Origin of the sequence: Aquitalea sp. FJL05, assembly GCF_003852595.1 — a bacterium.
Lineage (GTDB): Bacteria > Pseudomonadota > Gammaproteobacteria > Burkholderiales > Chromobacteriaceae > Aquitalea > Aquitalea aquatilis.
The window spans coordinates 100706-114550 of the sequence record NZ_QAJS01000006.1; the positions used below are offsets into that span (position 1 = coordinate 100706).

Consider the following 13845-nt stretch of genomic DNA (forward strand, 5'->3'; position numbering starts at 1 on the left):
CAGGCGGCAGCGCCCTTCGTCTACCGTTGATGGTGAGTACGCCCTGCTTTTTCCGTACACTAAGCCCCTGCCCAACCCAGACGATTAGCTCGCCATGCCCCTTGTTCAACCCAGCCGTAGCCAATTCATCAGCCTGAACCAGCACCGTTACCATCTGCGCCACTGGGGTGAGCCTGCGGCCCCCTTGCTGATCATGCTGCATGGCTGGATGGATAGCTCGGCCACTTTCCAGTTCCTCATCGATGCCCTGCCCGGGCACTGGCATGTCGTAGCGCCTGACTGGCGCGGCTTTGGCGACAGCGACTGGAATAGCGGCAGCTATTACTTTCCCGACTACCTGGCCGATCTGGATGCCCTGCTGCAGCATCTCTCCCCCGGCCAGCCGGTCCGGCTACTGGGACACAGCATGGGGGCGATGATTGCCGGCATCTATGCCGGTGTACGCCCGGAACGCATCGAACGCCTGTCGCTGGTGGAAGGCTTTGGCTTGAATGCCACCCGTCCGGCCGAAGCACCCGGCCGCTATGCCCGCTGGTTGCGCGAGCGGCGTGACGCTCCCGCATTCAACCCACTGGGCCAGCTGGAAGCTGTTGCCAGCAAGCTGATTGAACGCAACCCGCGCCTGGATGCATCGCGGGCGCACTGGCTGGCCTCCATGCTGACGCGTGAGCAGGATGACGGCCAGCTGGTCTACCGTGCTGATCCACGCCACAAGATGGTCAACCCGGTGCTGTACCGGCTGGAAGAAGCCAAGTGCTGTTGGCAGCGCATCAGCGCGCCGGTGCAATGGGTCATGGGCGGCGATATGTGGGACCATCCCATGGCCAAAGGTGTGCTGGACACCCTGCCGGAGCGGCGTGCCTGCTTTGCCCGGCTGCAGGAAAACGTGATTGCCAACGCCGGCCACATGATCCAGTGGGAGCAACCGACAGCGCTGGCAGAGGTGATTCAGCCTTTCCTGATTTAAGCTGAAACCAGGCCCGATTGAAGACCTGGTCCATACGCGTTTGCGTGCGGTCAAAATTTAGCGGATAGCCTATAAGATGGCCTAACGCTTGGCAGGAAGGCTGATAAACTGAACGCAAATTATCTCCTGATAGCATCCAGCATGACGCCACTGATCAGTACCGACGAGCGTGACGAGCTCCTGAAAAATTTGGTTATTCCCCCGCGTCCGGATGTGCTGGACAAGCTGTTGGGACTGCGCAATGACCCGGATGTCACGCTGCAAAAGCTGGACGACATCATCAGCGAAGACCTGGCCCTGTGCGTCGCCATGCTCAAGGCGGCCAACACCCCCATTCTTGGCCGTGGCCGCCACATTACCTCCATCCATCAGGCCATCAGCCTGCTGGGCGTGAAAAATGTGATCAGCCTGGTCAGCGGTCTGGTACTGCGTACCCGGCTGACAGCAGAAACACCACCGGCGCTAGAGCAATTCTGGGATAACACCTTGCAGATTGCCGCGATCAGCGCCGCACTATGCGACAAGATCGTGCATGTACCGGATGACTGCCAGAGCTTTGCCCTGTTTCACAGCTGCGGCATAGCCCTCATGCTGATGCGCTACCCCACTTACCATCGCACCCTGCGGCTGACAGAAATGGCCAGCGACGACCGGGTTGGCCTGGTTGAGCAAGAGCTGCATGGCACTCGCCATGACGTGGTTGGCTACCTGGTGGCCCGCAGCTGGAACATGCCGGAGAACTTTGCCAAAGCGATCCTGATGCAGAACGACGACACGGTCATGAGCACCGGGCCGGATGCACCACTGGATCATGATGGCCGCATGATGGTGGCGGTCACCCGGGCGGCGCGCCATGTCTGGCGCACGCTGACACCGGGCAAGGAAGATGCCGGCTGGGAGGCACGCAAGGACGAAGTGCTGAACTATCTGGGCATGTCGGACGTGGAATTTGAAGACTGGGTGGATGCCATGCATCTGGAGCTGGCCGTCGCTGGCTAAACGCCCGGCCTCTCGCCATAAAAAAACCGCGCGCCACAATGGCCGCGGTTTTTTCATGTCAGCAGCCGGGCACTAACCCAGATAGCGCGCCTGCAAATGGGCATGGAAGTAAGCCGGATTCAAGCTTTCTCCGGTGGCACGCTGCACCAGCTCGTTGGTGTCATGCAAGCTGGCCTGGCTCCAGATATGCTGCTGCAGCCAGTCAAACACCACCGCCAGATCACCTGCGGCAATGCGCTGATCCAGATCCGGCGTGTCACGCCGCATCACGGCGAAATACTGCGCCGCATACATGGCACCCAGCGTATAGCTGGGGAAGTAGCCAAAGCTGCCATCCGTCCAGTGAATATCCTGCAAACAACCCTGACGGTAATTACCACGGGTATCCACCCCCAGATAAGCCTGCATTTTCTCGTCCCACAGCGCCGGAATATCCTCGGCCTCGATCTCGCCTTCCATCAGGGCTTTTTCGATTTCATAGCGCAGGATGACGTGTGCCGGGTAGCACAGTTCGTCGGCATCGACCCGGATAAAACCCGGATGGACCCGGCTGTACAGCCCAGCGAGGTTTTCGGCGAACAAGGCCGGCTGCTCGCCCAGATATTGGCCGACCAGCGGTGCAATCAGGCTGAGGAAGGCCGGGCTGCGCCCCAGCTGCATCTCGAAAGACAGACTCTGGCTTTCATGAATGCCCATGGAGCGAGCACGCCCTACTGGCAAATGCAGTATGTCACGCGGCAAGCCCTGTTCGTAACGGGCATGGCCGGTTTCATGGATGATACCCATCAGGCTTTGCATGAAATCGTCTTCGCGATAGCGCGTGGTGATGCGCACGTCTTCCGCGACACCACCGCAGAAAGGATGAACGCTGACATCCAGCCGCCCCCCGTCAAAATCGAAACCCAAGCGTTGCATCACGGCCAGCCCCAGCTGACGCTGCTGCTCCACTGGAAAACTGCCCTGCGGCAAGAGCAGGGGTTCGCTGCCCTGCTTGGCCATGACCTGCGCAATCAAGCCCGGCAGCCACTGCTTCACCTCGCCGAATATGCGGTCGATATCGGCACTCTGCATACCCGGCTCGTATTTGTTCATCAAGGCATCGTAGGGGCTGCAACCTTGCGCCTCGGCCAGTAGCCGGGCTTCCTGGCGCGACAGCGCCACCACTTCGCGGAAATTCTGCAGAAATCCAGCCCAGTCATTGGCTGTGCGCTGGCTGCGCCAGGCATGTTCGCAACGCGCCCCTGCCAGTGCTTGTGCCTCCACCAGCGTGGCGGGCAGCAGATTGGCACGTTGCCATTCCCGGCGCATTTCGCGCAGGCTGGCGCGCTCTTGCAGGCTGAGGTCTTCCTGCTCAGTCCGCTGCAATTGCTCGGCCAGTGCGGGGTCGGTCAGGGTGGCGTGCATCAGCACATCCAGCTCGGCCTGCGCCGCGGCCCGCGCGTCATTCCCCTTGGGCGGCATCATGGTGGCCTGATCCCAGCTGACCATGGCGGAAAGATGTTCGTAACGGTAAAGCCGGGTAAAGCTGGCAACGAGGGACTGGTAGGCCGAAGGCTGGGACATGCGTGCTCCTGCAAGAGATGAGTGGGAGCATGATGCCACGCCGCTGCCCGGCAAATCCAGCCGGGGACAGCAAAAGTGGTGTGCGCTCAGCGCTGGCGCGTGGTACTGCCCGGCTGGAGCAGGCTGATGGGTTGAGCTGCCTCCTCTGCCAGATGTATACGTTCGTGCGCCGGCGGGAAAGACAGCCAATAGTAGAAGTATTCGCGCGCCAGTTGCACGAAGGCTTTTTTGTTGCGGCTATCGTTCAGGTGCAACAGCATGGCATCGACCACCATGCGGAAGCTGTCTGGCCGGTAAGGTTGCCCGGACAGCAGGAACAGCATGCCCTTGAGCAGCATTTCGCGTTCGTGAATGTCGGCTTCCGCCATGCCATCCTCGAACAGTTTGCCCAGATAGATTTCCAGCGAGGGCGGAAAGGCATCGAAGCCCTGGCGCTGCATGCGCTCCAGCAGCGAGGCCAGTGAGTCGGCCATCTCCAGCCGGACATTGCGCGTGGTAAAGCCGGAGCGGGCGGTAATTTCCACCAGCTTTTTCACATCACCCAGCCAGAAATAATAGAACTCGCGCGCGCAGGTTAACGCCGTGACGCGGTCGATCACGGCACAGCTGCCGACAAAGCGCTCCACCACGCGCCGGAAGGAATGGGCATCGCGTGTTACCCCTTCCAATAGTGGCAGCAGTTGATCCAGCAATTGCCGCCGCTCGTCCAGCACCTGTTCGGCCGCCCCCTGGCGCATGATAAGGCGCAGATAGGCATCCAGCGCCTGCTGCAAGCCGACCGTGTCCATGGCGGGAAGTGATGAGGCTGAGTCAGTCATTGTTGTCTACTCATGCTAGCAGCCCAGGCCGATACTGGCGGCTACCGCCAGTCTTGTGTTTCACCACACCCGTGCCAGGCGGCAGCCGGAGCAATGAATACACTGCTTCATTGTGGAACAAGCCAGCCTGTTCAGCCAGCCTGATATCCGCTGCAGCCTTGCCTGTGCGGGTCACAGAGGCGCGGCAAATGTCATGTTGATGCGGATATCCGCCCCTACCATGCGTACATCCTGAATTTTTACCTGCTGCTTGTCGGCAAGGTCTTCCAGCGCCGGCCAGGCAAACAGGCCCTGTGCCGTACTGCCGACCAGCGCTGGAGCGAGATACAGAATGGCTTCGTCAACCAGACCAGCCCGCACCAGGGCACCGTTCAGACCAGCACCCGCTTCTATCATCAATTCATTGATGCCGCGCTCAGCCAGATGGCGCATCAACATCGGCAGATTGGCATGACCGGCATCTTCCGGCAGCACCATCAGCTCGGCACCACGCTGCAGATAAGGCTGATGACGGGCCAGGTCGGCACTGCTGGTGACCAGCAGGGTATTGCCACCATGGAATATGCGCCGATCCGGCGGGGTGACCAGCCGGCTATCCAGCACCACGCGCAAGGGCTGCTGCGGCAGGATGAAATCGCGTACCGTCAGCTGCGGATTGTCGACCAGTACCGTACCGCTACCGGTGAGGATGGCACAGTGGCGGGCGCGCAGCTTTTGCACATCATGACGGGCCGCCGGGCCGGTAATCCATTGGCTTTTGCCATTGAGCAAGGCCGTCTTGCCATCCAGCGTGGCCGCTGCTTTCAGCGTGACCCAGGGGCGTTGGCGCTCCACCCGCGACAGAAAACCGCGATGCACCCGGCGCGCCTCGGTTTCCAGCAGTCCGGCACGGGCATCGATGCCGGCTGCACGCAGCATGGCCAGGCCGCGGCCGGACACTTCATGGTAAGGATCGACCATGGCCGCCACCACCCGCGCCAACCCTTCCTGTATCAGCCGTTCGGCACAAGGCGGGGTGCGGCCGTGATGACTGCAGGGTTCCAGTGTCACGTAGGCGGTAGCGCCGCGAGGGGTGTTACCGCGCGCCAGACAATCCTTGATTGCCTGAATTTCGGCATGATCCCCACCGACCTGCAAGGTTGCCCCTTCACCGATGATCTGGCCATCACGTACCAGTACACAACCTACGCCGGGATTGGGTGCGGCACGGCGGGTTGCGGCTTCGGCCAGGCGCAGGGCCTGCTGCATGAACACATGATCTTGCGGGGAAAACGACGACATCAAGCAACCTTCCAGCGGAATGAGTATGGCCGCGCCACGCCGTATAGCGCCAGCGACCGGCAACGGAAAACAGGCCCGCCGCAGCGGGCTGGCCTGTCCTTGTTCAATGATTGGACTTCTGGATTTCCTTGATGGCGTCGGAAAACTCGGAGATATCCTGGAAGCTGCGATAAACCGAGGCAAAACGCACGTAGGCGACCTTGTCCAGTTTGGCCAGTTCGTTCATCACCATTTCGCCGATCTGGCGGCTGGAGACTTCGCGCTCGCCCAGTTGCAGCAGCTTGTGACAGATGCGGTCGATGGCATCATCTACCAGTGCAGTAGGCACCGGACGCTTGTGCAGGGCGCGCAGGAAACTGGTGCGCACCTTCTCGATATCGAACTCGGAACGATGGCCGCCGGATTTCACCACCTGCGGCATGCGCACATCAGCGGTTTCAAATGTCGTGAAGCGCTTTTCGCAGGCCAGGCAACGACGACGGCGACGAATGCTGGCACCGTCCTCGCTGACTCTGGAGTCGATGACCTGAGTATCGGCATTGCCACAGAAAGGACATTTCATGACGTGTCAATCCAGTATGTTTGATGAGGTCTGATGGTATCAGCAAAGATCAGACAGGTTAATGCCTGCAACAGTAAAGCCGCCTTGATTTGCCGCAGATAAGAAAAAAGGCAGCCCACAGGCTGCCTTTCTGGCAATCAGTGTTGCGCTTACTTGGCGTAAACCGGGAAACGGTGGCACAGCGCGGTTGCTTGTTCGGCAACACGGGCGATGGCTGCATCGTCAGTCGGATTATCCAGTACATCGGCAACCAGATTAGCCACCATGACCGCCTCGGCTTCCTTGAAGCCACGGGTGGTGATGGCCGGCGAACCGATACGGATGCCGGAGGTCACGAACGGGCTTTCCGGGTCATTCGGAATGGCGTTCTTGTTGACCGTGATGTGACCACGGCCCAGCAGCGCGTCGGCAGCCTTGCCGGTCAGGCCCTTGGGACGTAGGTCCACCAGGAAGACATGGCTTTCGGTACGACCGGAGATGATGCGCAGACCGCGCTCGGCCAGGGCACGGGCCATGGCATCGGCGTTCTTCAGCACTTGTTCCTGATACACCTTGAATTCCGGTTGCAGCGCTTCCTTGAAAGCGATGGCCTTGCCGGCAATCACATGCATCAGCGGGCCGCCCTGCAGGGTCGGGAAGACGTTGCTGTTGATGCTCTTCTCGAACTCGGCCTTGGCCAGGATGATGCCGCCACGCGGACCACGCAGGGTCTTGTGGGTGGTGGAGGTCACGAAGTCGGCGTACGGCACCGGATTCGGGTACACACCAGCGGCGATCAGGCCGGCATAGTGCGCCATGTCGACCATGAAGTAAGCACCGCACTTCTTGGCGATCTGACCCATGCGTTCGAAATCGAAGCGCAGGGCGTAGGCAGAAGCACCGCCAATGATCAGCTTGGGCTTGGTTTCCATCGCTACGCGTTCCATGTCGTCGTAGTCGATTTCTTCCTGCTCGTTCAGACCGTAGGCCACGATGTTGAACATCTTGCCGGACAGGTTGGCCGGGGAGCCGTGGGTCAGGTGACCACCATGGCCCAGGTTCATGCCCATTACGGTATCGCCTGGTTTCAGGATGGAGAAGTACACCGCCTGGTTGGCCTGGCTGCCGGAGTGCGGCTGCACGTTGGCGTATTCGGCACCGAACAGTTGCTTCACACGGTCGATGGCCAGTTGCTCGACCACATCCACGTGTTCACAGCCACCGTAGAAACGCTTGGCCGGGTAGCCTTCGGCGTACTTGTTGGTCAGCTGGGAGCCCTGGGCTTCCATGACTGCGGGGCTGGTATAGTTTTCGGAAGCGATCAGTTCAATATGATCTTCCTGGCGTTGGCACTCGGCCTTGATAGCGGCGGCCAATTCCGGGTCGAACTTGGCAATCGTCTGGTCAGCTGCAAACATCTTTGACTCTTCCATCAAAGGGTTAACGATGAGGCCATTCTACACGAATCGCCCTCTGAAACATTTTCACATGAAGCGTTTTTACCAGCGCCGCTTCAGGCCTGCCCGTTCAACTGCGGCAAGTCGTCTGCGGTAAAGAACAGCGGAATGCCATCACGACTTTCCGGGTAAACCGCCGGCAGCACATGCACATCGCGCACCCGGCATTCCGCCATCAGTTCGCGGAAGTTCGATTCAATCAGTGCCACATTGTCCATGGCCGCCAGCGGCCAGACAAAGGCTTCCCAGTTACGCTCGTCGCCTTCGGCCGACAGCGTGATATGCAGCTCACCGTTATCATGAGCGGACAGAATCGCCACCGGGTCTTTCGACAGCTCGCGCAAACGACGGATCTGGCTGCTGGCAAATACCTGCAAAGCCACCTCGAAACGGGCGAAATTGCCAGCCACCAGCGCCTGCATCACCGGCAGGGGCGGACGGGCGATGGGGAACAGCGTCACGCCATCGGTGTGCAGCTGCTCGCCCAGGAATTTCATCAAGAGCATGCCCCAGGCTCCCACGGCACCTCCCAGCTGGACCGGTGCGGCATCGCCCGGCTGCTGAATCGCCACACCCAGCAGGTAGCGCAGGAATACGCCCTCTTCCTTCAGGGTAATGGCCGCACCCTCCAGCGCTTCGCCAGCCAGGGGGGCAGCCGAATCCAGTTCGCGGGTCAGGCGGTAGAGCTTGGCCGCATCCATGGCCACCACACTGTCCGGATGCAAGAGCTGGCCGAACACGCGGGCCTCGCCGTCCGAACTCAGCACGCCGTGCTGGCGCAACAAGGCATTCAGGCCATCTTCATCAGCAATCTGCGCCGGCAGCGTCGCCTGATTCTTGCTGCCAGCCACCAGCACCAGCGGCAGGGCAAACAGGTGAGCACGACGGCCATCCGGCTGTTCCACCGCAGCACGCAACGCATCCCAGACAATCTTATAAGTGTCTTGCGACGGCACCATCGCCAATGCGACCGAAATGGAGAGCAATTCGCCACGCTGCAGCATTTGCGCCATGGCATCGCGAATGGCGACAAACCACAGCTCGCGGTCGGCATCGCTCGTGGCGTTTTGCACCGACAGCGCGTTGTGGATCAGCATATTGGTCAGCGACACCGGCGGGTGGTACTGGCGCGGGTCCGGAAGAGTGAGAAGCGGCTGCGACATCATGTCATCCTGCTGAAATCGGGAAAGGCCATATTGTCGCACAATCAGCCGCACCCGGCTCACCAAGCAAGCGCTTGACTTTCACTTTCAAACATAAGCATGTGCTAATTAGCGACAGAAACGGATATTTTTTAGCTTTTCGAAAATACGGATGTTGACACCCGAGCGCGACATCCGGATAATCCGTACTCGTTGAGATGCAGCAATTGCTTCTTGATAGTTTCTCCTCTATTTCTCCTTTGTAGACTTGGCGCGGGCCTCACGGCACCGCGCATTTTTTTGTCCATTCGTCAGCCAAGCCCAGGAAAAATCTACATAACACAATGTTATTAAAGATTTTTTATACTGGCGATACTATTCCCCTTCTTATTAAGAATCACGCTGGCAGCCATGACGGCCCTGTCATGCCCCACACTGCACACGCGCAAAGCCACTGCGATGCCAGGACATTGGAATGCACATTGGCATGTTCGAATTTGCGCAATCTGCTGCAGCAAATGAAACATACACTGTATACAAGTTCAAATTGTGACAAAAAAGAAAAACCGAACATGCGGAAATGTTCGGTCTTGCTGAGCTAGCAAGGTAAAACAGCGGGAATTGCGCTGTTGATCGGGGAATCCAGCCTGGGGACCAAACTGGAAATGTTGAGACTGAGGCAAAGAAATTAAGTTCTGACTTGTAGAAAATTCCACACAGCGCATTTCCCGCATGTGGCAAGCAGTACACAGCACGCCTGCTGCGCACCATTAGGCCAGCGCCGGACGCTCCAGCTCCAGCCACTGCCGTACGGATGGCCGCTGCCACTGCAAGGCCGCATAGTCTGCCAGCCGCTGCGGCAGGGCGTCGCCATTGAGCCGCAGACGGTTGAGCATCAGCGACAGATCCACATCGACAATACTCCATTGCGCAAACAGATGATCTCGCCCCGGCAACAGCAACTGTTCGGCGACACGCAGCAGCTTGTGGGCGGCGCGCTGGCCGCTATCCGACAAGGGCTTGCTCACAGGCCGATAAAACACCACCAGCGTGTCGCGCTCTTGTCTGAGTGCCAGCAAATCACTGCGCAACCAGGCCTGGATTTGCCGCGCCCGCGCCTTGTCCTGGGCCTGCTGCGGATACAGCGCCGGACCGGTGAAGTTGTCCTGCAGATACTCGGTGATGGCAGTGGATTCACTCAGCACAAAATCTCCATGCTGCAGGGCGGGAACCCGTGCGGTCAGCGAGCTGAAGGCATAGGCCGGCGCATGGTTGGCCCCGGCATCCAGATCCAGCGTCGACAGGGTAAAGGGCAGCTGCTTTTCCTGCAGCGCCACATACACCGACATGGCATACGGGCTGCAGTACTGGGCATCAACGGTAAGATGCAGTGCAGCGTGGCTGTTCATCGGTGATCTCCTCCGGCGGTGGCGTCAAGCAGGTTGGGCCTGGTCTAGTTGCACAGGCCCCGCGACAAAGCTGGCGCTGCTTATCTTGCCTTCTTCCACGGTATACAGGCACAGCAGCTCGATATAGCCTGGGCCTTCGGCAAAATTGCGCCTGACCATTTCGTGGTCAATCACCACCTGACCCAGTACCTGACGATGCAGCAGCTGCGCATGCAGATCGGGCTCGGCGAAACGGGCGATGGCTCGCTGGCGAATCTCGGCATGACCACGTGCCAGCAAGGTGGCCGGGTGCTGATACTGACAGGCATCTGCCGCATAGGTAGCCAGCCAGGCCTCCAGATCATGCGCGTTATAGGCATCCAGCTGTTGCTGGACTACCATTTCCGGGGATGAATGCAGTGTTTCGGCCATGCCGGGTATTTTCCTGTTAGTGGTTGGCGCTAAAAAAACGGCAGCCGTGGCTGCCGTTTCTGTCCAATGTAGCGGGCAGTCCGCTTATTTTTCTACCTGGGTCACGTCGCGCACTGCACCGGTATCCGCGCTGGTCGTCATGGCGGCGTAGGCACGCAGGGCGGCGCTGACCGGGCGCTGGCGATCAACCGGCTTCCAGGCATCGCGGCCACAGGCTTCCATGGCGGCGCGGCGGGCAGCCAGTGCCTCGTCGCTGATGGCCAGACGGATGCCGCGGTTGGGGATGTCGATCTCGATGGTGTCGCCCTCTTCCACCAGACCAATCGCACCGCCTTCGGCTGCCTCTGGCGACACATGGCCAATGGACAGGCCGGAAGTGCCACCGGAGAAACGGCCATCGGTCAGCAGGGCGCAGGCCTTGCCCATGCCCTTGGACTTGAGATAGCTGGTGGGATAGAGCATTTCCTGCATGCCCGGGCCACCCTTCGGGCCTTCATAGCGGATCACCACCACATCACCGGCTACGATCTGGTCATCCAGAATGGCGGCAACGGCGTCATCCTGGCTTTCAAAGATGCGGGCACGACCGGTGAACTTGAGGATGGAGTCATCCACACCGGCGGTTTTCACGATACAGCCACGCTCGGCGATATTGCCGTAGAGCACGGCCAGGCCGCCATCCTGCGAGTAGGCATTGGCCTTGTCGCGGATGCAGCCCTCGGCACGGTCATCATCCACGCCGGGATAGCGCATGGATTGCGAGAAGGCGATGGTGGTCGGCACGCCACCCGGTGCGGCACGGTAGAAGCGGCGGGCTTCGCTGTCTTCGCCATGGCGCATGATGTCCCAGGCTTCCAGCCCCTCGGCCAGCGTCTTGCTATGGATGGTGGGCACATCGCGGTGGATCAGGCCAGCACGGTCCAGCTCGGACAGAATGGCCACCACGCCACCGGCGCGGTGCACATCTTCCATATGATATTTCTGTGTGGCCGGGGCCACCTTGGACAGGCAGGGCACCGAGCGCGAAATGCGGTCGATGTCGGCCATCTTGAAGTCGACACCCGCTTCGCTGGCAGCAGCCAGCAGGTGCAGCACGGTATTGGTGGAACCGCCCATGGCCACGTCCAGGCTCATGGCGTTTTCAAAGGCCTGCTTGGTGCCGATGGCACGCGGCAGCACACTGGCGTCGTCCTGCTCGTAATAACGCTTGGTGATGTCAACGATCATGCGGCCGGCGCGCAGGAACAGCTCCTTGCGGTCGGCATGGGTGGCCACCAGGCTGCCGTTACCCGGCAGCGACAAACCCAGTGCCTCGGTCAGACAGTTCATCGAGTTGGCGGTAAACATGCCGGAGCAGGAACCGCAGGTCGGGCAGGCCGAGCGCTCCACCCGTTCCACGTCTTCATTGGAAATGGCGCTGTTGGCCGCTTCCACCATGGCGTCGACCAGGTCGAGCTTGCGGATGTCGTTGCCCCACTGCACCTTGCCGGCTTCCATCGGGCCGCCGGAGACGAAGATCACCGGGATGTTCAGGCGCATGGCGGCCATCAGCATGCCGGGGGTGATCTTGTCGCAGTTGGAGATGCACACCAGCGCGTCCGCACAGTGGGCATTCACCATGTATTCCACGCTGTCGGCGATCAGGTCGCGGCTGGGCAGGCTGTACAGCATGCCGCCATGGCCCATGGCGATGCCGTCATCGATGGCGATGGTGTTGAATTCCTTGGCCACACCGCCGGCGCGTTCGATTTCACGTGCAACCAACTGCCCCATATTGTGCAGGTGGACATGACCGGGCACAAACTGGGTGAAACTGTTGGCGATGGCGATGATGGGCTTGCCAAAATCCTCGTCTTTCATGCCGGTGGCGCGCCACAGGGCGCGGGCACCCGCCATGTTGCGACCGGCGGTAGAGGTTTTGGAACGGTATTGGGGCATGTCTTGTTTCCTTGATGATCAGATGCTTGCAGAGCACATTGCCGCTGACCGTGCCTGTGTTGCAGGCAGGTCTGCCCTCTCCGGGGTGCCGCAGGATCGGGCTGGCCACATTCTGTCACGGTAATGACAGGACGCGGCGGAACGCATTCCGTATAATTTCGTCCATATTCTTTTACCGCAAACGCACCGACCTGACAAATGATCGTTCATCCGCAGTTTGACCCCGTCGCCATTCACCTGGGCCCGCTGGCCATTCACTGGTATGGCCTGATGTACCTGCTGGGCTTTGGCCTGTTCCTGCTGCTGGGCAATTACCGCATCCGCCAGGGCCATGCTTTTCTTACCGCAAAACTGCTGGATGACCTGCTGATGTATGGCGTGCTCGGCGTGGTCATCGGCGGCCGGCTGGGCGAGGTGCTGTTTTACGAGCCTGCCTATTACTTCAGCCATCCGGCGGAAATCTTCATGGTGTGGAAGGGTGGCATGTCCTTCCACGGCGGTTTCCTGGGGGTCCTGATAGGCATGGCGCTGTTTGCCCGCAAACAGCAGCGCAGCTTCTGGGAGCTGACCGACTTCATCGCCCCGCTGGTACCACTGGGGCTGGCGGCCGGGCGTATCGGCAACTTCATCAATGGCGAGCTGTGGGGCCGCGTGGCCAGCCCCGACCTGCCGTGGGCCATGCTCTTCCCTTCCGCCAGGGCCAATGATCTGGCCGAGGGCCAGACTTCGTCCGACCTGCTGAACATGCTGATGCAGTACGGCGCGCTGCCGCGCCATCCCTCGCAGCTGTATGAGTTTTTGCTGGAAGGCATCGCCCTGTTTGCCGTGCTGTGGATCTACAGCAGCAAGCCGCGCGCCCGTGGCCAGGTGTCGGCGGTGTTCCTGATTGGTTACGGTCTGGCGCGTTTTGTCAGCGAGTTTTTCCGCAACCCGGATGCCGGGATTTTTGGCCACTCCTACACCATCAGCATGGGCCAGTGGCTGAGCCTGCCGATGATCGTCATCGGCGTGGCTTTGCTGCTGTTGTTCGGCAAGCGCCAGCCACGCTAGGCTATAATTGCCGCTGGCAGCTTTTCGTCTGCCACCATCGCTTTATCCAGAAAGCCAGTCATCGACTGGCTTTTCAGGCTGCTGACACCATGATTTGATGCGATGGTACAGGCCCCGGCAAAGCCGGGCCTTGCGGCCAGATTATTGCTTCCGCAGCCTTCCCGTTTATTCCCAATCCCCCGCCCTTGCCCTGCAAGGGAGCCTCGCTTTCTTTGCAGAAAGCGAGAGGGGGTTTGTCAACAGTCTGCTTTATTGATCCTGCGGCCTTT

12 protein-coding genes are annotated in these 13845 nt (G+C 60.1%); 3 read left to right on the forward strand and 9 right to left on the reverse strand.

Annotated elements, in window-relative coordinates; all coding sequences use genetic code 11:
- Positions 1–94: 94 nt before the first annotated feature.
- Positions 95–967, forward strand: coding sequence for an alpha/beta fold hydrolase (locus tag DBR44_RS05255; protein WP_124642735.1), 873 nt, complete (start codon positions 95–97; stop codon positions 965–967).
- A gap of 141 nt (positions 968–1108) precedes the next feature.
- Entirely contained in the window at positions 1109–1966 is an 858-nt protein-coding gene (locus DBR44_RS05260) for an HDOD domain-containing protein (protein WP_124642737.1), read from the forward strand.
- Positions 1967–2038: 72 nt separating this feature from the next.
- Here DBR44_RS05260 and DBR44_RS05265 read toward each other — a convergent pair whose 3' ends face one another.
- The 9 genes from DBR44_RS05265 to ilvD form a co-directional block, all read right to left on the reverse strand.
- A complete protein-coding gene (locus DBR44_RS05265; RefSeq protein WP_124642739.1) occupies positions 2039–3529 on the reverse strand; it encodes a carboxypeptidase M32 in 1491 nt (496 codons plus the stop codon).
- 86 nt (positions 3530–3615) lie between these two features.
- Positions 3616–4347: a hypothetical protein gene (locus DBR44_RS05270; protein ID WP_199730978.1), complete on the reverse strand. Its 732-nt coding sequence runs from the start codon at positions 4345–4347 to the stop codon at positions 3616–3618.
- A gap of 171 nt (positions 4348–4518) precedes the next feature.
- A complete protein-coding gene (ribD, locus tag DBR44_RS05275; RefSeq protein WP_124642741.1) occupies positions 4519–5628 on the reverse strand; it encodes a bifunctional diaminohydroxyphosphoribosylaminopyrimidine deaminase/5-amino-6-(5-phosphoribosylamino)uracil reductase RibD in 1110 nt (369 codons plus the stop codon).
- A gap of 103 nt (positions 5629–5731) precedes the next feature.
- Complete coding sequence (nrdR, locus tag DBR44_RS05280) at positions 5732–6190, reverse strand: transcriptional regulator NrdR (RefSeq protein WP_103524666.1); 459 nt, start codon at positions 6188–6190, stop codon at positions 5732–5734.
- Between the two features lie 149 nt (positions 6191–6339).
- Positions 6340–7587, reverse strand: a complete 1248-nt coding sequence (glyA, locus tag DBR44_RS05285) for a serine hydroxymethyltransferase (RefSeq protein WP_124642743.1) — start codon at positions 7585–7587, stop codon at positions 6340–6342.
- 95 nt (positions 7588–7682) lie between these two features.
- The gene (locus tag DBR44_RS05290; RefSeq protein ID WP_124642745.1) at positions 7683–8789 is read right to left on the reverse strand and encodes a hypothetical protein; all 1107 of its coding nucleotides are present in this window, start codon (positions 8787–8789) and stop codon (positions 7683–7685) included.
- A 749-nt stretch (positions 8790–9538) separates the two neighbouring features.
- Positions 9539–10177 carry a glutathione transferase gene (gene yfcF, locus DBR44_RS05295; protein ID WP_124642747.1) on the reverse strand — a complete coding sequence of 213 codons (639 nt, stop codon included), beginning with the start codon at positions 10175–10177 and terminating at the stop codon, positions 9539–9541.
- Positions 10178–10201: 24 nt separating this feature from the next.
- Complete coding sequence (locus DBR44_RS05300; RefSeq protein ID WP_124642749.1) at positions 10202–10588, reverse strand: nuclear transport factor 2 family protein; 387 nt, start codon at positions 10586–10588, stop codon at positions 10202–10204.
- A gap of 84 nt (positions 10589–10672) precedes the next feature.
- A complete protein-coding gene (gene ilvD / locus DBR44_RS05305) occupies positions 10673–12526 on the reverse strand; it encodes a dihydroxy-acid dehydratase (RefSeq protein WP_124642751.1) in 1854 nt (617 codons plus the stop codon).
- Positions 12527–12724: 198 nt separating this feature from the next.
- On the opposite strand from ilvD, the gene lgt reads away from it, so the two are divergent.
- A complete protein-coding gene (gene lgt / locus DBR44_RS05310) occupies positions 12725–13576 on the forward strand; it encodes a prolipoprotein diacylglyceryl transferase (protein WP_124642753.1) in 852 nt (283 codons plus the stop codon).
- Positions 13577–13845 lie beyond the last annotated feature (269 nt).

Bases quoted from the DNA above. Each gene is read 5' to 3' on its own strand.
- yfcF (WP_124642747.1), bottom strand. From the start codon at position 10,177: ATGAACAGCCACGCTGCACTGCATCTTACCGTTGATGCCCAGTACTGC.
- DBR44_RS05270 (WP_199730978.1), bottom strand. From the start codon at position 4,347: ATGACTGACTCAGCCTCATCACTTCCCGCCATGGACACGGTCGGCTTG.
- DBR44_RS05255 (WP_124642735.1), top strand. From the start codon at position 95: ATGCCCCTTGTTCAACCCAGCCGTAGCCAATTCATCAGCCTGAACCAG.
- DBR44_RS05265 (WP_124642739.1), bottom strand. From the start codon at position 3,529: ATGTCCCAGCCTTCGGCCTACCAGTCCCTCGTTGCCAGCTTTACCCGG.
- ilvD (WP_124642751.1), bottom strand. From the start codon at position 12,526: ATGCCCCAATACCGTTCCAAAACCTCTACCGCCGGTCGCAACATGGCG.
- ribD (WP_124642741.1), bottom strand. From the start codon at position 5,628: ATGTCGTCGTTTTCCCCGCAAGATCATGTGTTCATGCAGCAGGCCCTG.
- DBR44_RS05260 (WP_124642737.1), top strand. From the start codon at position 1,109: ATGACGCCACTGATCAGTACCGACGAGCGTGACGAGCTCCTGAAAAAT.
- DBR44_RS05290 (WP_124642745.1), bottom strand. From the start codon at position 8,789: ATGTCGCAGCCGCTTCTCACTCTTCCGGACCCGCGCCAGTACCACCCG.
- glyA (WP_124642743.1), bottom strand. From the start codon at position 7,587: ATGTTTGCAGCTGACCAGACGATTGCCAAGTTCGACCCGGAATTGGCC.
- lgt (WP_124642753.1), top strand. From the start codon at position 12,725: ATGATCGTTCATCCGCAGTTTGACCCCGTCGCCATTCACCTGGGCCCG.
- nrdR (WP_103524666.1), bottom strand. From the start codon at position 6,190: ATGAAATGTCCTTTCTGTGGCAATGCCGATACTCAGGTCATCGACTCC.
- DBR44_RS05300 (WP_124642749.1), bottom strand. From the start codon at position 10,588: ATGGCCGAAACACTGCATTCATCCCCGGAAATGGTAGTCCAGCAACAG.